Origin of the sequence: Vibrio sp. OPT24 (genome assembly GCF_015163545.1) — a bacterium.
Classification (GTDB): domain Bacteria; phylum Pseudomonadota; class Gammaproteobacteria; order Enterobacterales; family Vibrionaceae; genus Vibrio; species Vibrio cyclitrophicus.
The window spans coordinates 653,541-675,580 of record NZ_JADDYI010000048.1 but is presented as its reverse complement, the minus strand read 5'-3'; the positions used below and the strand labels follow the sequence as shown (position 1 = coordinate 675,580).

The window sequence follows — 22,040 nt, the reverse complement described above, 5'->3', positions numbered from 1 at the left end:
TATTACATCAATAGCGAGAGCCTATTACACTTGAGAATGCGTTTGGTAAACGAGGGTGAATGCTATCACCTCTATTCGGGTCAGTATTGTCTATGAGTATTTGATTTACATCAACCACTGTGAAGGCAATCGATTAAATATTGACTCATTTCGAACGAATTCTATTCAATACCCGGGCTCACAAAGCCTGAGATAGCCGTAAATCGGCATTCTCAAACATTGTAGTCAACAAAGAATGGCATCTGGTCTGTGGAGTGGATAATAGGAAATGGAGAGAAAGGCAAAACCAGCCTATTCAACTGGCTTTATATTTATTTGACAGCATCGCGTTTGTCTTTGTGACTTGTTGTCGCTAAATCTATCTTCTAGCTTTGTTGTAGCAGCGTTCAGGGCGACCAACTGTCCCATACTTTAGGTCAGCGACTAACTCACCCGTCGTAATCAAAAACTCTAAGTAACGTCTGGCTGTGGTTCGGCTTGCACCAATTCGTTCACCGGCCTCGTCAGCAGTGATGTTAACAGCATCAGTTTGTTGGAAAATTGCTCTAATCTTATCCAATGTAACACCATCAATACCCTTGGGTAGGGTTGATACTTTTCCTGAGTCCGCTTTGGCATTAGCTTGCAACATCTTATCCACCAAACCTTGGTTAAGATCCGATACACTTTCAAACTCTTGCTGTTGTGATTGGTACTTTTTCAGCGCGGCTTCTAAGCGAGGAAACATCACTGGCTTAAGCAGATAGTCAACCACTCCGCCGCGCATTGCTTGTTGCAATGTATCGACGTCACGAGCGGCTGTAATTAAGATCACATCACAACCTTGGTTGCTGCCACGCACGTAATTTAGAATATCGAGCCCGCACCCATCAGGTAAATACACATCCAGAAGCACTAGATCGGGCTTTAAAATATCCAATTGCATTAACGCTTCAGATTGTGTGGTCGCTATACCGATCACATCAAAGCCCCCCATCTGTTCTAAATAACGATGGTGCAACTCTGCAATCGCAATATCATCTTCAATGACCATGACTCTCGTGATTGCCTTCATTTATGTTCTTCCTTTAACCATTGTATTCCTGTCACGTTGCTCTTCACTCGATCGCTTCGTACTCAATTATTATTGTTCTTCTTTCGGCAAATACACCGTCATGCGTGACCCAAAATCGGGATTATCAATCATTTCTAGCTGCCCTTGATAGCGGTCAGCAAGCTGCTTAATAAGATACAAACCGACACCTCGGTTCTGCTTGGCTTTGCTTGATACACCTTTTTCGGTTAGTGCATCAGTCGCCAAATGCTTTGGCAAACCACATCCTTTATCTTCTACTTCAACAATGATTTCATTACCAAAATCACTGATCGATACAACGATTACCCGGCGAACTGGTGTTATTTGCCCTTCTTGTTTAATCGCCATCATGGTGGCATCAAAAGCGTTATCAATGAGGTTACCGAGAATAGTGACAACGTCATCGGCGTTTAGTCGACTTGGTAGCGCTTCTAATCTTGAGCCTTCTTCAACTTTCAACTCCAGACCAATCTCACGCGCTCGCTCAGTTTTACCTAACAACATGCCGGCAATCAGCGGATCCTTCACCGTTTCTCTTAAGAACTCGATGAGGCTTTGATAGTGCGCCGTTTCTTGACCAATCAATTGCTGAACCGATTCCAACTCTCCCATCTGAATCAAGCCACTGATCGTGTTGAGCTTGTTCTGATGTTCGTGTGTTTGAGAACGCAATAGATCGGCGTACTCTTTGGTTTGAGACAATTGGTCTGTTAAGTCATTAATTTCATCCCTTAAACGGAAACTAGAAACCGCTCCAACCACTTCACCAGCAACAACAATCGGACTTCGGTTTGCAATAATTCGCTTATTATTGAGGTACAGCTCGACATCATGGTCCGTGTCGCCGGTTGATAACAGGTGTTCTAAGTCACTGCCCGCCAACACATCAGAAAGGCGCTGTTGATTGAGTGCTGAGTCCCTATCTATAGACAAAATATCGCAGGCACTTTTGTTTATAGAACGTAAAATACCGTTCTTATCGATACTTAAGATGCCCTCTTTCACTGTACTCATGGTCACATCAAGTTCAACGTACAATCGACCAATTTCTTCAGGTTCAAACCCCAAAATAGAACGTTGAAAACGACGAGATACGTAGCTTGAGATCACAGCATTAACTGCAACCACCAGCAACGCCATTACAATCAAAAAGGCCAAGTAAGGTTCAATTCGATCTTGCAAAGAATCCAATAGATAACCAACTGAAACCACACCTATGACCGCGCCTTGCTGATCCTTAACCGCCGACTTACCACGAACAGAAAAACCAAGCGAACCTTTAGCCGTCGAGACATAAGATTCACCTAGTGCGAGCGCCCTTTGATTGTCGCCACCGCGCATTGGTTTACCGAGCCTGTCGTCATAAGGATGAACCAAGCGAATGCCTTTTTCGTCGCCTACAACAATAAAGGCCGCGCCAATAAGTTGGGTAAGGTTTCGAAATTTAACTTGGGTTTCTTGAGACAGAGAATAAGGAGCGCCATCAGGAGCTAAAGACTGTTTATCTTGGAGAATACTGGCGACAAGTGGCGATTCAGACAGAAATTCAGCAACACCGAGTGCTTTCAAACCCATCTCTTGTTCTTGAGATTGTTTGATATACGAAAAACCCGCAGCTGAAAGTATCAACAGTTCAACGAGGCCAGTGACCGTCATGATAATCAGCAACCTTTTTCTGAAGCTGATACTACTCCATTTCATATAAAATCGTCCCTAATGCTAACGATTAATGTTAACACCAAGTTAATCAAATGACCTTTTCACCTATACGAATTTGTGACTGTTACTCAACTAAATAATTGACCCGATTATTAATTGATATTCCTTTACGTTATACCGCTCAAAAAACTGCTCATTTTTAGAACTGATTAGCTTAAAAAGGCAAATAAACGAATAAATATTGAGCTAGATCACTAAGGTTTTAGGTGTTTTTTAGGTTGTTCAAAACAAATACAATTATAATAGTTGCATATGAAGAAATTTATTGTTGCCAAGCTATCCGTCGCCTTTTAAAGACTGCTATCTCAATCGAAATTCGGTTAACAAAAGAGCAACAATTATTTACTCACTGGACGTGCAAATAATAATAAGTTGCTTGCTCGCCTCGACGTATGCTGAACGAACTGGATCATCTATAGATATCTAAACATATAGAGACTTAAGCATACAGCTGACTGGCATGACAACACAGGGAGCTGATAAAAATCAGTTGACCACGATTAAGCACTGGTAAGCAGGGTGTGTCGCCCAGTAGCACTGTCCAACAGACATAGGATAAAAAAACATAACGTATAAACATTGTTGAAAAGGAAACCAGACAATGAAACGCGATAATTTTGGAATTTGCCTGACTAAGGCGATGCTGTTTAATAACTTACAATCTACTTTTACTCATGTAAGAGCCTATGAGAAAGACGAGACATCCCCACTCGACTTAAAAGTGTTGTTAGCTTTCCCGCAAATGTCAGGCAGAGATTTACTGCAAACTATGCAAGGTTCAAGACAACTAGTGTGGCGTGCCGACCACCATTGTCCAAGCTTTAAATAGACCGCTTCATTTTGTAACAAATACCTCTATACTGAATGTAAAGAGCACGCTTTGCCGTGCTCTTTTCGTATTATTTGTCTCTGGGACCATACACTTAACCTTATCCACACCAAGTTAACGAATGGTATTAATTTTTGCTGATGTGCTAATGTGAAACTATCTGTGTATATTTGTCTCTCTATAGCGGTAGCTGTCTCTCTATAATGATTCGCTTCTAATTTCTAAGAGCTCGTGATTTAGTCGGCGTTTTCGGTTTATAGAAAGAATCTGTTTATAAAAAGAACGTGTATATATAGCGACAATCTGTTCAAGACAAATGATGATCGCCCTGTTAATATTAGAGTTAATACTCTAAATTGGTAAATGAGTTCAGATGACTAAACCGAAATTCCGATGCCTTGCAATTGCCAGTATTCTTATCGGTACTATCAGTTCGCCAAGCTACGCAGCCCCACTCTCTTTTACTGAAGCGTGGCAAATACTCCAAGAGAACAACAACTCTCTTGCCGCTCAACAAGCCAATGTTGAGCGTTATCAGCACCTTCAAAACTCAACGAGTAGCCTCAACTTGCCTTCTATCACCTTAGGGGCTAACTACACGCACCTCGATAGTGACGTAACCATCAATGGCGAACAGTTTGCCGATAGCTTGAGTGGCGTACCAGCAGGTTTGTCTGGCATTGGAGCCGCGCTTCCTGGGTTAACTTCAGCTCTCGGTGGCATCACCTCTACTATTACCGAGCAAGACATCTTTAGTTCTTCCATTCGTGCGGTTTGGCCTATTTTTACTGGTGGGCGAATTACCGCTGCGCAAAATGCCGCAGAAGGTAAAAGCGAAGAGGCTCAAAGCCAACTGTTGATGGAAAAGCAGGCTCGTTACGAAGACTTAAGCAAATACTACTTCTCGGTGATCTTAGCGGAAGACGTCGTCAAAACGCGTCAAGCCGTTGAAGCTGGCTTAACTCAGCATCGTGATTTCGCCATCAAACTTGAACAACAAGGACAAATCGCACGAGTAGAACGCTTGCAGGCGGATGCTTCACTAGACAAAGCGGTTGTCGAGCGGACTAAAGCTCAAAACGATCTTAAAATTGCTCAATTAGCGTTAACTCAAATACTTGGCCAAAGCCAAAGTGTTGAACCTTCAGAGCAACTGTTTATCAATAAGAACCTCCCTCATATGGATGTGTTCATTGATCAAACACTCATGACCTACCCTGGCCTTAAGATCCTTGATGCAAAAGAGAAACAAGCAAGCAGCTTAATCAAAGCAGAAAAAGGTAAATACTACCCAGAAGTTTATCTTTACGGTGATTACAGCCTTTATGAAGACGATTCTCTCGCGAGTGAAATGAAACCTGATTGGTTAGTTGGCATTGGTGTCAATGTACCGCTGATTGATACCTCTGGCCGTTCAGATAAAGTCGCAGCAGCTCACAGTGCTGTTTCTCAGGTTCAATTCCTTAAATCACAAGCTAAACAAGACTTAACCGTGTTAGTACAAAAAACCTATCTGGAAGCAAACCAAGCAATTGAAGAGGTTCAAGGCCTCAACTCTAGCTTGTCGTTAGCGCAAGAAAACCTATCGCTCCGTAAAAAGGCATTCACTCAAGGGCTTTCTAACTCATTAGAAGTGGTTGATGCTGAGTTATACCTTGCCAGCATTAAAACACAGCAATCTGCTGCGAGATTCAAATACCTCATCTCTCTTAATAAGCTGTTGGCGCTAACCAGCGAAATGAATGCTTACTCAAGTTACTTAACGTCTTCTGTTTCGTCTGATTTCGATTCAAGAACAGACACCGATAGCCAGTCAAAAGGATAATTCATGAAACCTATTAAGCCCCTTCTTCTATCTTTAGTTGGTATCGGCGTCATTGGCTGGGTCGGATACAGTTTTTATCAAGCTTATCAACCTCAGCCTGTTAAGCTTCAAGGCCAAATCGATGCGCAGCAATACAGTATCTCATCGAAAGTACCTGGCAGAATTGATGAAATATTCGTACGTAAAGGTGACTCAGTTGAAAAAGGCGAATTGATCTTTTCTCTTCTTAGCCCTGAGATTGACGCGAAGCTAGAGCAAGCAAAAGCCGGTCAGAAAGCCGCTGGTGCATTAGCACAAGAAGCAGAGAATGGCGCGCGTACTCAACAGATCCAAGCAGCCAAAGATCAATGGCTGAAAGCCAAGGCTGCAGCTGATCTGATGGACAAAACGTACCAACGTGTAAACAGCCTTTACAACGATGGCGTTGTCGCAGAACAAAAACGTGATGAAGCCAAAACACAATGGCAAGCCGCAAAATACACTGAAAGTGCCGCATTCCAAATGTACAAATTAGCGCAAGAAGGTGTTCGTGACGAGACTAAGGTGGCTGCTGCTCAAAAAGCATTAATGGCGGCGGGTGCAGTAGCAGAAGTTGAAGCGTACGCAAAAGACACACAGATCCACAGTTGGTTTAATGGTGAAGTATCTCAAGTTCTATTGAGCAGCGGTGAGCTAGCACCACAAGGTTTCCCTGTTGTGACTGTTATCGACACCAACGATGCATGGGCAGTACTCAATGTGCGTGAAGATATGCTTAAGCATTTCGAGAAAGGCAGCCAGTTTGAGGCATACCTACCGGCTTTGGATAAGTCACTAACTTTCCAAGTCACACACATCGCCGTAATGGGTGATTTCGCGACTTGGCGTTCAACAGACGCAGCACAAGGTTTCGACTTACGAACTTTTGAAGTAGAAGCGCAACCTGTCGATACCGGCGAGACACTACGAATGGGTATGAGCCTTGTGGTTGAGCTTTAGGTGACCTATGTCTGCTAACTTCCGATCTACAGGCTCGCAATCAACTGAGCATCACAAAGTGACGAGCCCATTACTAAGGCAATGGGCTATTGTTCGTAAAGATAAATGGTTGTTGTCTTGCCTAACTTGGATTCCTTTACTTCTTGCTGCAAGCATTTGGCTTATATTTGCACAAGGTATCGCTCGTGATTTACCGGTGGCTGTTGTTGATCTTGAACACAGCCAAATTTCACAGCAGTTCACGCGCCTCGTTGATGCTTCACCAACACTGCAAGTCACTCAGAAATACAGCTCAGCGAGTGAAGCGGCAAAAGCGATGATCGAACGTGATATCTACGGCTATGTTGTAATACCTAAACACTTTGACCGAGATATTTACCTAGGTTTAAACCCGCAGGTATCCGTGTTCTACAACAGCCAATTTATCTTGATCGGCAAATTAGTGAACTCGGCTCTGCTACAAGCTCAAGGTACGTTTAACGCTCAACTTGAAGTGGTTAAACAACTGTCACTCGGTGATACCACAGTCCAATCAGCATTAGGCCAAGCAGTAACAGTGCAAAGCCAGATCACGCCACTGTTTAACAAGAACAGCAGTTATGCTCAGTTCTTGGTGTCTGCAGTTATTCCTGCACTGTGGCAGATCATGGTTGTGGTCGGCACGATATTAGTTTTAACGGCGAACGTTAGAGCACGTGGCCTTCAAGCTTGGTTATCCAACGCACCTATGAAGTCGCTAACCTCAACATTAATACCTTATGCTGTCTTATTTTTAATGTTTGGTATCGCATTTAGCTTTTGGTTCTATGCTCTCTTAGACTGGCCATTTAATGGCAGCTTTGTAGCATTGACCATTGCCCAAATACTGACAGTGATCAGTTGTATCATCATGGGTTGTTTGTTTTTCTTCTTAACTCTTGATCCTGCAAGGGCGATGAGTTTCGCAGGTGCCTTTACTGCACCGAGTTTCGCGTTCATGGGCATTACCTTTCCAGTGACAGACATGAACACGGCAGCTCAAATTTGGAGAAGCTTACTGCCAGTCAGCCATTACATAGAAGTACAAACGGCACAGTCTAGTTATGGCGTGAGCGCGGCACAATCTTTAATCAGCCTCTCCTCAATGTTGTGGTACGCAGTCCCTGCTTTCGTGGTGATGTTGTTGATTAAGAAACACTTGGCGCAATCACCACGATATATATCGTCAAAACAAGCTGAGCAACGAGGAGTAAAACAATGAGCTTTACTCAACTGCTGAAACAAGAACTGTTAGCGGTACTTCGCAACCCTGTTGTATTGCTCACCGTATTCGGCGGCGTGGTATTTTATTCATTCTTATATCCATTGCCTTACGCAAACCAAGTACCTCAACAGCTTAAAGCGTCCGTTGTGAATCTGGATAAGAGCCAAAGCAGCTACCAATTAGAACGTATGGTAGATGCCACCTCTCAGATCGAATTGGTACGTCGAGATTCCTCTATCGCCGATGCTAAACAAGCCGTACTTAATCAGGAGATTGGCGGATTTCTCGTCATTCCAGAAGACTTCTATAAAGACTTGCTGCTCGGTAAAAGCCCGACGCTTTCTTATGCTGGTGACGCATCTTACTTCTTGGTCTACGGGACAATTGTTGAAGGCCTAGCTAAGGCAGGAGGCACGTTAGCTGCGCAAGTTAAGGTTAGTCACTTGTTAGTCGAAGGTGTGCCTTTAGAATCCGCTGCCAAAGGCTACAGTGCATTTAGCTTAAACCTAAAACCAACCTTCAATAGTCGCATGGGATACATTGATTACGTGGTTCCTGCTGTTTTTGTGTTGATCCTGCAACAAACCTTAGCCATGGCTTCAGGTTTAGTTGGTGCAACCCAAAACGCGCAATCAACGTTTGGCTATTGGAGTAAGATCTCTTCGGCGAAACTGATACTTGCTCGTTGTTGTACATTAATCGGCATCTATTACTTGTTATCGATGTATTACTTCGGTGCAAGCTTTTCGATGTATGGGATAAATTTGCTCGCCTCAATGACACAAATTTTGACCTTACTACTGCCCTTCTTATTGGCCAGTTGTTTAGTCGGGATTCTTATCGGTGAGTTGGTTCCAAGAAGAGAATTAGTCACGGTCGTAGTGTTAATTAGCTCAATGCCACTCATTTTCTCTTCAGGCTTTATTTGGCCAGTTGAGATGATGCCTGAGTGGTTAGTACTACTATCACAGTTATTCCCGAGCACACCTGCAATCCAAGGTTTCTTAGCGCTTAATCAGATGGGTGCATCTTGGCAAGAAATAGCACCTCAATGGACGCTGTTATGGGGACAGGTTCTACTATGGGGATCGTTATTGGCACTTAAGCTTTTTCATAAATCGAGTAAAAGCCTAAGTCGTTCAGAGGCGCCCATCACGTAGATGTGTCAATCAATGCAGTTACAAGTCCAGAAAATCGATGATTTGATTAATGGGAATGTTTAAACAACACGTTTATTGATCATCAGAAAGCAGTGACACAAAAGCTCTTATAAAGAGCTTTTTGTCTTCCTATCGGGATAGTATTTAAATAAGTAGTCCGGCGAGCTATACACAACAAAATCAACATACGCGATAAAATCAATAGCAACATTTTCATAAGTCAGTTTCAGCCTCCCCTTCATTTTCTTTCATCTTTCATCTTTCATCTTTCATCACCCATGATGAAAGCTCGAAAGTCTCAAGCCACTAACTTATCAACTTTTTATCTCTTTTAAACATCCAAATTGCTGTGAGCTTCATATTTGGGTCATAAACATGACCACCAATTATCAAAACCTTACGAGGTCCACTCAGCGGCAGGTTAATCAGAGTTACGTATCTAGCCCACTTAGATGCTCTGCCAATAGCTTTAAAAGTCAGTCCTGTTGACTAGAAAGTGGTCATAGATCAGCAAATAATTACAAAACATGACCAAATGTAAAATTATTGTAAAAAATTCTTTAACGCCATTGCGTTTGTGTATAAGATTATCAATAAGACTTTGGTATAACCAACACCAGAGGTATTGATAACATAAACTCTATTGAAAGGATGTTCATATAAAGTGTGACCAATGTTCATATCTATTTCTTATTTTGACTTAGCTACATCCCTTTTTGTTGCTGTCTAAAGAAATAGATAAGTTATTGAACTAACGACAAATTGAAAATAAAAAATAAATTCAGTATGACAATCGAAATTTATAAAATAAAGACAGGGAAAACCATGAAAAATATACGTGAACTATTCTTGGGGTTAATCTTATTATTTAGTACCAGCGCTTTTGCAGAAGAAGCTGGATCATTTAAGCAGTCAATTAGCAATTTAAGTCAAAGTGTTGATGGCTTTTTCAACGACTACACGGGGTGGTTTGTTGGATTAATATTTAAAAGTGTACCGGTTGGAGAAGCAAACTTCCCAGTCATTGTTGGCTGGCTCTTACTCGCCGCTATTATCTTCACTGTATATTTTGGCTTTGTTCAATTTAAACGCGTTGGTATGGCCATAGACATTATTAAAGGTAAATATACCGACCCTAACACCAAAGAAGACGGGGAAGTATCCCACTTTCAAGCGTTAACAACAGCGCTTTCTGGAACCGTAGGGCTTGGTAATATTGCCGGCGTTGGTGCTGCGCTTGCGATTGGTGGTCCGGGTGCGACATTCTGGATGATCTTGTGTGGCCTGCTAGGTATGGCTTCTAAGTTTTGTGAGTGTACCTTAGGTGTAAAATACCGAACTATCCTACCTTCTGGTGTTGTTTCAGGTGGTCCAATGTACTACCTAAGCCAAGGTCTAAGCGAAAGAGGATTAGGTGGATTAGGTAAAGCCCTTGCTATTGGTTTTGCGTTAATGTGTATTTTGGGTGCACTTGGTGGCGGTAACATGTTCCAAGCTAACCAAGCACATGCCATGTTAACTTACGCATTTGATGTACCGAGCGAATACGGTGTCATTACTGGCCTTGTACTAGCCGCTTTAGTTTTTTCTGTGATTGTTGGTGGTATGCCTTCGATTGCATCGGTAACGGAAAAAGTTGTTCCTTGGATGGCTGCTCTTTACATTGGTATGGCGCTCATTGTTATCGGTTCTAATCTTGATCAAGTTGGTAATGCATTTAGCGCTATCTTCTCAGGTGCATTTACTGGTGAAGGTGTTGTAGGCGGATTTATAGGTGCGTTAATCCAAGGTCTGAAACGTGCTACGTTCTCAAACGAAGCGGGTGTAGGTTCAGCGGCAATCGCTCACTCAGCAGTAAAAACGAAAGAGCCAATCACAGAAGGTCTTGTATCATTATTAGAACCATTCGTTGATACGGTAATCATTTGTACAATGACAGCATTGGTTATCACTATCGCCGGCTTGAACACTGGCCCATACGATGGAACAGGTTTAACAGGTGTAACACTGACTGCTGCATCATTTACTGAAACTGCAGAAGTGTTTAAATACACACTAGCACTCGCTGTTATCATGTTTGCATTTTCGACGATGATTTCTTGGTCATACTATGGTCTTAAGGCGTGGACTTACCTATTTGGTGAAGGCAAAACAACAGAACTAATTTTTAAAGTGATGTTTTGTGTGTTTGTTGTTATTGGTGCCACGATTCAATTCGGCGCGGTAATCGACTTCTCTGATGCGGCTATCTTTGCGATGTCTATCTTTAACATCCTTGGCCTATACTTCTTGATGCCAGTTGTGAAGAAAGAACTGCAATCATTTGTTGCTCGCGTTAAATCAGGCGAAATCAAAACTTACGAGAAGTAGTTTGTAGCAAAATGATATTGTTCTAAAACAGTCACTTCTAGGAAGTTACCCTTTTGCTTGAGAAAGCGAGAACAATAATGCTACTAATCTGGAATCCCTGCCAACTTTGTTGGTGGGGATTTTTTATGTTTGACTCAAATGAATAGTTTACTTGTGTGCTGTTAAGTAATAGCCGTCACATATAACCTATTGCTGATGATCGAGCTCCTGAGGAACTTTATTCACTCTTGCGCTTTGTGATGTCTCTTCATCAACTCTTTTCGCTAGCGCTTCAATATCTATGATTTTCGCCTCTTTAAGTGCCGAATGGCAATCATCAAAGCAATAAACTATTGGGCAGTTTTCGCATTCGTATTCATGCATTATTTCATCCTTCCTTAGACATCTATTGAGTCACGAAGTAATAGTAAACCGCGGTCTTATCCTTGAGCGCGACTATTATGCTGCTTTCTGGTTACCTAAATATGTATGCAAAGTCACCAAAAAATCAACTAATTGCATATGATAATAAATTTTAGGGGGCAATTCACAGATTGTCGCGTTAAGTAACGCAAAAACGCCCACATCTTTAACATGATGTGGGCGTTTGAATACTAGCAGTCAAACAAGTTAATTGCTGATGAGATTAAGCACTAAGCTTATAAGCCCATCTCTTCGGTTAGTGTTTTGATTTGTTTGAGGTCCATCGTATGAACTTCAATCATTTGTCTGATATCACTCAATCGAGAATTAGCATTATCTTGTTTCTCACAAGCGTCAGATTTCGCATCCCATGACGTGCCGTCTAAGAAAACATCACATGCTTGTTTCAAAGAACCAAGTTTCTGTTCGATGTCATCTCTTTCTTTCTCGAGTTTTTCAAGTTCTTGAGATATCTGTAGTTCTTTGCGAAAAAGTTCACGTGAGCGTTCAAACAAGGTGGACTGCATATCAGCCTGACGATTGAGTTTCTGATTGTCTTGTTGAGTTTTCTCTAACGCTTGTTTCTGTTCGTTTATCTGCTGTTCTAGCGAGTAGTTCGCCTTCTCCAAAACTGCAGACTGTTTCGCTAAATCTTGGAGTTCTTTTTGATGCTCTGCTGATTGTTGCTTTAGCGCAGTTTCTACTTTCGCATCGATTTCCGTGTCAACTTTTGCCACCTTAGTTTCTACTGATGTCATTAATTGCTTTTTACTTTCATTCAGTTCTTGGTAACGTGTTTCGAGTACTTGATAAGTGGACTCCCACTTTGACGCCGTGATTGTAGAACCGATCAAGCCACCTAAAGCCAGACCAATAACAGCGGCAATACCTATGTAAAGCTGACTGCGCTTATCTCGTTCTTCAATAACAACCACTTCATCTTGTTCGCTTTGTCCAGATTGCTGGTTCACTAGCGGGTACTCCCAAAAATATGTTTAACGTTACGCGGTCACTGGTACTAATTACCAATACTGATCCTATCACCTAAGTTGTCGATACATCACTTAGGTTCCATATCCACTCGTTCGCTATCATTTGAACGCAACAGCGTCTAACGAGCTAGCTCCGAAATCATCAAACTGGCGGTATATAAAAGAAAGCTGCTAACAATAACGATAACTACCCCTTTTTGTACTTTTTCGTTTGTCCGGAAACGAAACAGCACGAATGCCAAAGCCAATAAAAAAACAATCGCTATTAGTCGAGTCATAACTCCTCCTTGTTTTTCTATTTTATACCATTTAAATAAGCAAGTTACGTCAGAGTCTCGTTGTTTGATCATTTAGTTGAACAACATTTGTGCAAACAGACATTTTGTAGCTGACATCACATTTTATATGATCTAGGATACGCCTACAGATTACCTAATCATTTAGGTAATTGTTCCGATGAAGACTGCAGGAGAGTGGTTTTTAACTAAGTTTTAACATTTAGTTAGATTAACCCGCCGAAGAAGTAAATCTTTCAGGCGCTTTGTGCTGGAGAAATCCAGAAAAGTGAGGACTGTTGTTGGAGGAACCTCTGGAGAGAATCGTACTACTTTGTTGTAGAAAACGGTCGCCGAAGGAGCAAGCTTAGTGCCCATTACTTATCTATAAGTGATTCGCTAAGTGAAACTCTCAGGCAAAAGGACAGAGGAGTGGAAAGCAACAGCCTTAATTACCAGAAGAATTCTATCTAGAAATCAGTATGTATTAAGTGGTGCTATCGATCCCTGTGATCTGCACTGCCTTCCCTCTTCTCCTTAAATTTTTAATTTATTAAGGGGAATCTATGAACCACCTACAAGCTACACTACAAACCATCAACCAATTCGTTTGGGGACCACCACTGCTTATTCTGCTAGTGGGTACAGGTATCTATTTTACTTTTCGCTTAGGCCTACTCCAGTTTAGACACCTCCCAACCGCGCTAAAAATGGTATTTAGCAAAGACAAATCTGGTACAGGTGACGTATCTAGCTTCGCCGCTTTGTGTACAGCGCTTTCAGCAACTATTGGTACGGGTAATATCGTTGGTGTAGCGACCGCAATCAAGATTGGTGGCCCTGGTGCCCTATTCTGGATGTGGCTTGCTGCTGTATTTGGTATGGCGACCAAATACGCAGAATGTCTACTTGCTGTTAAATACCGTAGAACCGATAGTAATGGCGAAATGGTTGGCGGCCCAATGTACTACTTGCAATACGGTGTCGGCTCAAGAGTCTTAGCGGTGATGTTCGCTGTTTTCGCTTTGGGTGTTGCCTGCTTCGGTATTGGTACCTTCCCACAAGTTAACGCTATCTTAGACGCGACTGAAATTTCCTTTGGTGCTTCGCGTGAAATGTCTGCTGTCGTTCTTACGATATTGGTGGCAGTGGTAACCCTTGGTGGCATTCAATCTATCGCTAAGGTGGCAGGAAAAGTAGTACCTACTATGGCTATCATGTACATCGTTGCGTGTTTAAGCGTTCTGATTTCAAACGCCGATCAACTACTGAATGCTATTACCCTTGTTATCACCTCTGCATTTACCAACACAGCAGCAACGGGCGGTTTCTTTGGAGCAAGTATCATGCTTGCTATACAATCTGGCATTGCTCGTGGTGTGTTCTCGAATGAGTCAGGCCTAGGTAGTGCGCCTATGGCTGCAGCAGCGGCAAAAACGGACTCGTGCGTGAAGCAAGGCCTTATCTCGATGACAGGTACCTTCTTTGATACCATCATCATCTGTACGATGACGGGGTTAGCACTTATTTTAACGGGTGCTTGGCAAACAGACCTATCTGGTGCTGCAATGACCACTCATGCATTCGCTGTGGGTTTGAATGCCGATACTTTAGGTCCAATGTTGGTTTCTATTGGCCTGATCTTCTTCGCGTTTACAACCATCCTAGGTTGGAACTACTACGGTGAGCGTTGCGTTGTTTTCTTACTAGGTACCAAAGCAGTGTTACCTTACAAAATCATCTTCATCGCATTGGTTGCTTCTGGTGCATTCTTGAAGCTCGATATGATCTGGATAATGGCTGATATCGTGAATGGCCTAATGGCAATTCCGAACCTAATCGGACTTATCTTGCTACGTAACGTCGTCATTGAAGAAACCAAGCTATTCTTCAAACCTTTAGCTTCCTCAAATGATTGCGAAGCCGTTAGAACATAATTTAAATTGGACGATCAAAAAACCCGCATTGATATGCGGGTTTTCATTGAAACTAAATTAGCTTAGGTAGGGTCTTCCATCAAAAGCTTAACACCCAGTCCTACCAGTACCATACCAGTGACCCCTTCCATCCATTTCATGAAGCTTGCATTCTTTAACAAGTTCTTAGCCGAGTTAAGTGCGCCAGCCAAGCTACATTGCCATACCATCGCAATCATAAAGTGCACGGAAGCCATCAACATAGATTGTAGTAAAGGCGAACCTTCTGGGTTTACAAACTGAGGCAGAAAAGCCAAATAAAATACCGCCGTTTTCGGGTTCAAAACATTAGACAAGAAGCCTTCTCGCAACGAGCGTTTTGTACTGTATGCCTGTTGAGCTTGCTCACCAACATTCATTCCACCGCCGTTTTTCATCAAAGCTCGTAAACTGCTTAAACCAAGCCAAATTAGGTAAACCGCGCCTACCATTTTAACAGCTTGAAAAAGTTCAGCTGATTGAGCAAGAATCGCAGAGATCCCCACAGCAGAGAAAAACGCATGCACATAAAGGCCGCTACAAATACCAAAGCTCGTCATACAGCCATCGGCTAAGCCTGAGCGGCTAGTATTACGAATCACTAATGCCGTGTCTAAACCCGGTGTTAGCGTTAAAATAGTGATGGCAATCAGAAATGCCTCAAAGTTCAAAATATCCATATCATTATCATTCTTGTTCAGCGAGTTATCATCAATACCGTGTATCTGGATAATTCGCAAGTAACAATTGCCATTGTCTATACAACTCACTGATTTTGTGCACAATGGTACAGTCTAATTTGTTAAAAAATAGTAAATTGATGGCATCGTACTGCTTCATACTTTTAAAACTATATCTTCTACTGTGAAATACAACATTATTAAAAGCAGAGCCATAATCCAAGTACACTAGAAAAGAGTTCATGCCTTGGCCCTGCCATTAAAATCATTTAAAGAAACCAAATTAAGAGTAGTCAAATGAGCGCATTCAAAAAACTAGTCGAACACTCTCAAAAGTGTTCACGCTTTCAACATCTCGCCTCTATTTGTGGTTGGGACCAAGCTTCCATGATGCCATCTGGGGGAAACCAAGCTCGTAGTGAAGCGATGGCCGAGGTATCTGTTCATATTCACGGCCTAATGACTCAGCCACAGCTTGGTGATTGGATTTCAGCCGCTGAAAACGAAACTTTGAATAACGAACAACAATCATCTCTGCGTGAAATAAAACGCCAATGGCAACAAGCTAACCTACTTCCAGAAAAACTGGTTGAAGCAAAATCTCTCGCAGGTTCAAAGTGTGAACATGCATGGCGTAGCCAACGTGGTAACAACGACTGGGTTGGATTCGAAAAGAACTGGCGTGAAGTGGTTGAGTTATCTCGTGAAGAAGCACAAATCCGCGCAGATGCCGCTAACCTAACACCATATGATGCCATGCTTGATATCTATGAACCGGGCACTAGCTCTGCTTCACTGGATATCTTATTTGCAGACGTTAAAACCTGGCTACCAAGTTTGATAGACGAAGTAATCGAAAAGCAATCAAGCGAGCAACTTAACGCGCCATCTGGTATCTATTCGACCGAGAAACAGAAAGCACTGGGCTTAGAAGTTATGAAGCTGCTTCAGTTCGATTTCGAACACGGCCGATTAGATGAAAGTGTTCACCCATTCTGTGGCGGTGTGCCTTCTGACGTGCGTATCACAACGCGCTACGACGAAGCTGAGTTCGTTCAAAGCTTAATGGGGATCGTACATGAAACAGGACACGCACGTTACGAACAAGGCTTACCAAAACACCTAGCAGGTCAACCTGCGGGTGAAGCTCGCTCGATGGGTATCCATGAATCTCAGTCTTTGTTCTTCGAGATGCAAGTTGGTCGCAGCGACCCGTTCATTGGACATTTAGCAAACATGGCTGGTCAACAGTTCTCAGGCTCTGAATTTGAAAAAGATAACTTCCAGAAGATTTATACTCGCGTGAAGAAAGACTTCATCCGTGTTGATGCCGATGAGCTGACCTACCCAGCACACGTCATTTTACGTTACGAGATTGAGCGTGATTTGATCAACGGTAAGATCAAACACACCGATGTCCCTGAACTTTGGAACACTAAGATGCAGTCTTACCTTGGTTTAAGCACTCAAGGCAACTTCACTGATGGCTGTATGCAAGACATCCACTGGACAGACGGCGAGCGAACACTAAACACTAATTTATCAAGCTCTTCAAAATCAGATAAAAGACTTATAAAACATAATTATAGAGATGGTTGCATGCAGGACATTCATTGGTGCGATGGAAGTTTTGGCTACTTCCCAAGCTACACGCTTGGCGCTATGTATGCGGCTCAATTCATGGCATCAATGAAGCAAACCGTTAATGTTGATGAGGCGATTCGCTCTGGAGATATGACTCCAATCTTTACGTGGCTATCAGAAAATATTTGGTCGAAAGGGTCGTTGCTAACTACTGATGAGTTAGTTAAACAAGCTACAGGCGAAGTTTTAAACCCGATGCATTTCCAGGAGCACTTAAGGAATCGTTACTTATAGTTTAAATAAACCCCAGCATAGGCTGGGGTTATTCTGCGTGCTGTGTGAGACACAATCTCAATACTCAACGTAAAGTCAGCAACAATCTATAATGATGAGCTAAATGAAACAACTTCCGCCCAAAATACTCAGTGGAAATCAATCGTACGACTATGGATAGAAAAAGAGAAGCGAGCTTCTCTTCCAGATTTATTGAAACCCACTCCCCCTTCCTGTTTAGCGAGAATTAGAACCTAAATCGATTCTGGACAGAAATGTATCAGTACTTTTACTAAATTAGCATTTACGGATTATCTATTGTATTGCAAAATTGCCAATCAGGTAGCCAAATTCACGCGTCCACTATAAATGGTAAAAGAGCTTTACGATCACTATCGAGAATAGTTGAGGATGAAGATCCACACAAAACAATAGGTAACATCTCCTAATTAAAAACTAGAAAAAATAACCTTATCGCGCTTGAGAGTATATAACTCAACCTACTAACTTTTTATATAATAGATCTGAGTTTGGGTCACCTGAGTTAACGGAGTATTCATCAAAACTATGATAGCCAGGCATTGGGTTAACTTCAAGAAGCCAGAATACGTTATTACAATCTATAAACAGATCAATACCCGCAAACCTTAAACCCTCCACATTTGTTAAGGTGACAAGATCAGATTTAATACTATCGGGAAGTAACACCTGTTTACAAGAACACATCGTAGGATTATCTAGTGCAGTTTCATTACTTCTCAACAATTGCATTGACACTAATTTGTCATCAATAACATGAACTCGTACTTCTGTACCTATAATTTCTTTTTGGACTATAAAAGGAGTTGGATAACTAGTTTCATAAGGGTATCGAAGCATGTTATTAGAACGTACTGCTATTCCTGGCATATTGCTTACTGGCTTATATACACTATCCTCCCCGAACTCATCTATATAATTTATTGTCCCAATAAATGTTTCTGGCAACATTAAATTCAACCCTAGCTCTTCGATATTTTTCTCTAAACACTTGTGATGATAAAATTTACTCCAATTAGATGACCTTCCTCTTGGAATAATTTTATTTGGATGTGCGCTTAAGCAAAAATAAATTCCATCTATTAAAATTTGAATATCTATATCAAAATCAGTAGGTTCTCTAACATAGACACCTGTCGCTACCTGTACATCACGTAGAAACTCTTTAAATACATTTTGGGGTGCAACAAAAAACTCATCCCAATAGTAGTTGATAACACTCCCGTTATTTTTATTAATATAGCGATAAAAATATTCTGTTGTTTTATCATTCCTCGACGAAAGGAGTAAGATCATATCATGATTCCTTTCTCATTTACTAAGGCAGCATAAATTTTTTCAACAATTTCATACCTTCTGATCCCTGTAAAACTATTGAGTATTGGACGTGTTAGAGCGTAGCGGAAGCAATGCTTTCCTCCGATAATAAAGACACCTATTTCTCCAATCCTAGAATTAGTTTTCTTTGCAAATGATGAAGCTAGTTTCTCAAGTATTCTTTTCGTTTCATCAAACTGTACTCCTTCAAAAATAAATTCGTCATCTACAAAACAACACGATGCTTCTAATATTGTCTCGTGTTTCAATTCTTCATAAAACACCGCCTCCCAATATTCACATGGAATATAAAAGGCTTCATTAATCATATTTTTTTTGAATATTCCATTACCAAAAGAAAACTCGAAATACTTTTCAACGCTAGGGAATATAATATTACCTATTTTACTTGATTCTAGTAGTTCTATTTGGCGAAATATCGTTGGAAACTCACCACACCACGAACCTGATGATGGAGGGTTAAGAACATTATTATGAGAAGAAAGTATAGCTCCGCCGAAAAATGCGTTCCATTCAGACCAGAACCTTTCTTCGTTCACTCCTGAATTAAGTGGAACAGAAAAGTGATTTACTAATATTCCAGTACAATTACTAAAAGATATTTTTTTACCATCCAAATACTCAATATTAAAATCATTTAACGATTGTCCGCAAGGTATGTCCTTAATAGTATTAACTGTTTTCTCATTTAACATAAGGTATGGGTGCTTATTTATATTCATATATGATATGATGTTTTTTGATAATCTATCAACACTACCAAGAACTAAAATGAAGCTATCTGGATTCATACTTGCTTATCTACTCAGAAAATTGACTTCCCCTTATTGCTAATGCAAACAAGAGGAAGACAAATAGATTTAAAAACTAAGCCACTGATACGCTAACTTTTGCTCCCGCTCGAGTAACGAGAGGACTTGCTTTACCCAAAGACTCTGACATTGCTGCATCATCAGAATGGACAATAACGAATGGTTTAAGCGGATCATTGCCACCATAAGAGTCGATATATCCAATAAGTGTTAAACGTTCAATAAAGTCAACATGATCACTTACTATATCGGGGGTTGGGACATTTGCTAAGTCATAATCTACTCTGTGATAGCGAGAAGTTACAGCCAATCCAGGCACAACATTTAAAGCTCTAATAACTTGATTACCACCTAGTACAGCTAACTTGGCAACGTCATCTTTTCCATCTTTTCCGATCCAGGCCATTTCTCACACCTTTATGTTATGATTAAAAGCAGGTAGAAATAATAAAACTATTATTTCTACCCTCGTCATTATGCTTAATCAACAAGCATAAACCTTTAAATTTATTTACTAGTTTGGTTGCAATCAATTTTACTAACGATATTATTTATTTTATCTGCAACCCTTGCATATGCACTATTCTTGAGATGTAATTCATTAGCCCAGTCGTTTTTAGGATCAATAATCGACCTAAGGTCTACATGATGGAAATTGGGCGTAGTTTTATCAAGGCTACTTAACATTTCATTGTAAGAGTTAATCATCACTTCGACTGCCCTCATTTGATCTATTTTATTGTTAATTCTTTTTGATACTAGTGCAGGGCGCAGCCATGGCCCTGAAAAATTGAACCCCAAAAGTGATACGCCTTTTCCACTCGGCAGTGTATGGCCGTATCCATGCATAACTATATGAGTTTGAGGTGAAATTTCTGAAATTTTTGACATCAAATCAACACAACACTTTTTGAAAACGACGTTAATCATGTATTCTATGTAATCGCTTCGGTGGGGTGGTAAACCAGTTTCGAAGTGATTCAGGTAAGACCCAAACTCATCTCCCGCTATGTCGTTACCCCCACCCGAAAAAAGAAATACCTTTGGCTTAATCTGTTCTACTTTTCGTAAAACTTTATAAATGGTTGGTTCTGTTGGTTGAAACGACCGTGAATTAAACTTAGTACCGTAAACCATATTTTCCAATGTATCACCAGCGTCACCGTAATTTTTAATCAAGTACCCATGATGTTTACGAAGACAATCTATGAGGTCAGTACCAGGTAAATAGTCGAACCATGAGTCTCCTTCTGCGACTAGTTGGGGGTGCTTTAACAAAGAGAGAGGTTCACTTTGACCTCTTGCTCCGAAAAGTTCCTGCTGTTCGATCCCCTCTTCTTTGAACTTTGCTACTTCTTCTTCACTCCATTCATCCATATATAAGTAATCGCTCATATAAATTCCTTAAACTCAGTAAATTTAAGTATTTCCGCGCATAAATTGTTTAAATAATAGCCTACCCTCTTGGTTGCATAGTGGATAACTTGGAAAGTGTGATGAATGTAAGATAGTAAACTTCTCATGATTGACTTTTTTTATAAAATGCAGTTTAGATTTATCGAGGAGCCTAGCTCTGATGAAAAATGGTCATATGGATAAAAGATTAGTTATAGTTCAGAGAAGTTTAGTCACAGATATCGTAACTCTGATTACTCGTACAGTTATATTACAAGTTGTCTTTTTCTGCATCATCAAACAACTTGTAACATGAGTAAAAGTAAGTCAAATTCACGTAAGTTAAATATCAGGTAAAATATTTTAAAGCAGAAGAGGGGCATTTCTGAGTTAATTCGCCCCGCTAGCAAGAATTTGGACAGCCGCAACTACCTTAAAATGCAGGTCACATCCTCCACTGGACAGACGGCGAGCGAACACTAAACACTAATTTATCAAGCTCTTCAAAATCAGATAAAAGACTTATAAAACATAATTATAGAGATGGTTGCATGCAGGACATTCATTGGTGCGATGGAAGTTTTGGCTACTTCCCAAGCTACACGCTTGGCGCTATGTATGCGGCTCAATTCATGGCATCAATGAAGCAAACCGTTAATGTTGATGAGGCGATTCGCTCTGGAGATATGACTCCAATCTTTACGTGGCTATCAGAAAATATTTGGTCGAAAGGGTCGTTGCTAACTACTGATGAGTTAGTTAAACAAGCTACAGGTGAAATTTTAAACCCTATGCATTTCCAGGAGCACTTAAGGAATCGTTACTTATAGTTTAAATAACCCCAGCATAGGTTGGGGTTATTCTGCGTGCTGTGTGAGACACAACCCGTCATTGGTTGGGTTGGCATTCGTATAACATGCATAATTATTTGAGTGATTATGTAACCAAGAAAACACAGACTAGCTTAAGTAATTGTGAACACCATCTCAATACTCAACATAAACTCAGCAACAATCTATAATGATGAGCTAAATGAAACAACTTCTGCCCAAAATACTCAGTAGAAATCAATCGTACGACTATGGATAGAAAAAGA

At 41.0% G+C, this 22,040-nt stretch carries 18 protein-coding genes, 1 pseudogene and 1 riboswitch; of the genes and pseudogenes, 9 read left to right on the top strand and 10 right to left on the bottom strand.

Annotated features, from left to right (window positions below; all coding sequences use genetic code 11):
- Positions 1-358: 358 nt before the first annotated feature.
- Together IQO02_RS12590 and IQO02_RS12585 are read right to left on the bottom strand one after the other, a co-directional pair.
- Complete coding sequence (locus IQO02_RS12590) at positions 359-1,054, bottom strand: response regulator (protein WP_016799266.1); 696 nt, start codon at positions 1,052-1,054, stop codon at positions 359-361.
- 69 nt (positions 1,055-1,123) lie between these two features.
- Positions 1,124-2,776 carry a sensor histidine kinase gene (locus tag IQO02_RS12585; protein WP_032545211.1) on the bottom strand — a complete coding sequence of 551 codons (1,653 nt, stop codon included), beginning with the start codon at positions 2,774-2,776 and terminating at the stop codon, positions 1,124-1,126.
- A gap of 619 nt (positions 2,777-3,395) precedes the next feature.
- Here IQO02_RS12585 and IQO02_RS12580 point away from each other — a divergent pair.
- The 6 genes from IQO02_RS12580 (at position 3,396) to IQO02_RS12555 (ending at position 11,199) form a co-directional block, all read left to right on the top strand.
- Positions 3,396-3,623, top strand: a complete 228-nt coding sequence (locus IQO02_RS12580; RefSeq protein ID WP_010438494.1) for a hypothetical protein — start codon at positions 3,396-3,398, stop codon at positions 3,621-3,623.
- Between the two features lie 373 nt (positions 3,624-3,996).
- Positions 3,997-5,448: a TolC family protein gene (locus tag IQO02_RS12575; protein ID WP_016783920.1), complete on the top strand. Its 1,452-nt coding sequence runs from the start codon at positions 3,997-3,999 to the stop codon at positions 5,446-5,448.
- Between the two features lie 3 nt (positions 5,449-5,451).
- A complete protein-coding gene (locus IQO02_RS12570) occupies positions 5,452-6,426 on the top strand; it encodes an HlyD family secretion protein (protein ID WP_016787911.1) in 975 nt (324 codons plus the stop codon).
- Between the two features lie 7 nt (positions 6,427-6,433).
- Positions 6,434-7,666 carry an ABC transporter permease gene (locus IQO02_RS12565; RefSeq protein ID WP_016768671.1) on the top strand — a complete coding sequence of 411 codons (1,233 nt, stop codon included), beginning with the start codon at positions 6,434-6,436 and terminating at the stop codon, positions 7,664-7,666.
- Positions 7,663-8,829: an ABC transporter permease gene (locus IQO02_RS12560; RefSeq protein ID WP_010438485.1), complete on the top strand. Its 1,167-nt coding sequence runs from the start codon at positions 7,663-7,665 to the stop codon at positions 8,827-8,829. The genes IQO02_RS12565 and IQO02_RS12560 overlap by 4 nt, the downstream gene beginning before the upstream one ends.
- 825 nt (positions 8,830-9,654) lie before the next feature.
- On the top strand, positions 9,655-11,199 hold the full coding sequence (locus IQO02_RS12555) for an alanine/glycine:cation symporter family protein (protein WP_010438482.1): 1,545 nt from the start codon (positions 9,655-9,657) through the stop codon (positions 11,197-11,199).
- A gap of 186 nt (positions 11,200-11,385) precedes the next feature.
- Here the strand turns inward: IQO02_RS12555 and IQO02_RS12550 are convergent, their stop codons facing one another.
- The 3 genes from IQO02_RS12550 to IQO02_RS12540 all read right to left on the bottom strand — a co-directional run bounded on the left by IQO02_RS12550 (position 11,386) and on the right by IQO02_RS12540 (position 12,871).
- On the bottom strand, positions 11,386-11,562 hold the full coding sequence (locus tag IQO02_RS12550; RefSeq protein ID WP_016791268.1) for a hypothetical protein: 177 nt from the start codon (positions 11,560-11,562) through the stop codon (positions 11,386-11,388).
- Between the two features lie 275 nt (positions 11,563-11,837).
- Positions 11,838-12,572 (bottom strand): chromosome segregation ATPase, encoded by a 735-nt coding sequence (locus IQO02_RS12545; protein WP_010438479.1) that lies wholly within the window; start codon positions 12,570-12,572, stop codon positions 11,838-11,840.
- A 140-nt stretch (positions 12,573-12,712) separates the two neighbouring features.
- Positions 12,713-12,871 carry a hypothetical protein gene (locus IQO02_RS12540; RefSeq protein ID WP_010438476.1) on the bottom strand — a complete coding sequence of 53 codons (159 nt, stop codon included), beginning with the start codon at positions 12,869-12,871 and terminating at the stop codon, positions 12,713-12,715.
- Positions 12,872-13,172: 301 nt separating this feature from the next.
- A riboswitch (glycine riboswitch) is annotated at positions 13,173-13,306 on the top strand.
- Between the two features lie 128 nt (positions 13,307-13,434).
- On the opposite strand from IQO02_RS12540, the gene IQO02_RS12535 reads away from it, so the two are divergent.
- On the top strand, positions 13,435-14,805 hold the full coding sequence (locus tag IQO02_RS12535; RefSeq protein WP_010438473.1) for an alanine/glycine:cation symporter family protein: 1,371 nt from the start codon (positions 13,435-13,437) through the stop codon (positions 14,803-14,805).
- Positions 14,806-14,867: 62 nt separating this feature from the next.
- On the opposite strand, the gene IQO02_RS12530 is transcribed toward IQO02_RS12535, so the two are convergent.
- Positions 14,868-15,503, bottom strand: coding sequence for a LysE family translocator (locus IQO02_RS12530; RefSeq protein ID WP_010438470.1), 636 nt, complete (start codon positions 15,501-15,503; stop codon positions 14,868-14,870).
- Positions 15,504-15,800: 297 nt separating this feature from the next.
- Between IQO02_RS12530 and IQO02_RS12525 the strand changes: the two genes are divergently transcribed.
- Positions 15,801-17,381: a carboxypeptidase M32 gene (locus IQO02_RS12525; protein ID WP_193838560.1), complete on the top strand. Its 1,581-nt coding sequence runs from the start codon at positions 15,801-15,803 to the stop codon at positions 17,379-17,381.
- Between the two features lie 474 nt (positions 17,382-17,855).
- On the opposite strand, the gene IQO02_RS12520 is transcribed toward IQO02_RS12525, so the two are convergent.
- From IQO02_RS12520 to IQO02_RS12505, 4 genes are all read right to left on the bottom strand, one after another.
- The gene (locus tag IQO02_RS12520; RefSeq protein WP_193838559.1) at positions 17,856-18,695 is read right to left on the bottom strand and encodes a hypothetical protein; all 840 of its coding nucleotides are present in this window, start codon (positions 18,693-18,695) and stop codon (positions 17,856-17,858) included.
- Positions 18,692-19,528: a hypothetical protein gene (locus tag IQO02_RS12515; RefSeq protein ID WP_193838558.1), complete on the bottom strand. Its 837-nt coding sequence runs from the start codon at positions 19,526-19,528 to the stop codon at positions 18,692-18,694. The genes IQO02_RS12520 and IQO02_RS12515 overlap by 4 nt, the downstream gene beginning before the upstream one ends.
- A gap of 76 nt (positions 19,529-19,604) precedes the next feature.
- A complete protein-coding gene (locus IQO02_RS12510) occupies positions 19,605-19,955 on the bottom strand; it encodes a hypothetical protein (RefSeq protein ID WP_193838557.1) in 351 nt (116 codons plus the stop codon).
- A 101-nt stretch (positions 19,956-20,056) separates the two neighbouring features.
- Positions 20,057-20,944, bottom strand: a complete 888-nt coding sequence (locus IQO02_RS12505; protein ID WP_193838556.1) for an SGNH/GDSL hydrolase family protein — start codon at positions 20,942-20,944, stop codon at positions 20,057-20,059.
- A gap of 452 nt (positions 20,945-21,396) precedes the next feature.
- On the opposite strand from IQO02_RS12505, the pseudogene IQO02_RS12500 reads away from it, so the two are divergent.
- A pseudogene (locus tag IQO02_RS12500) lies at positions 21,397-21,774 on the top strand (carboxypeptidase M32); the annotation flags it as partial.
- Positions 21,775-22,040 lie beyond the last annotated feature (266 nt).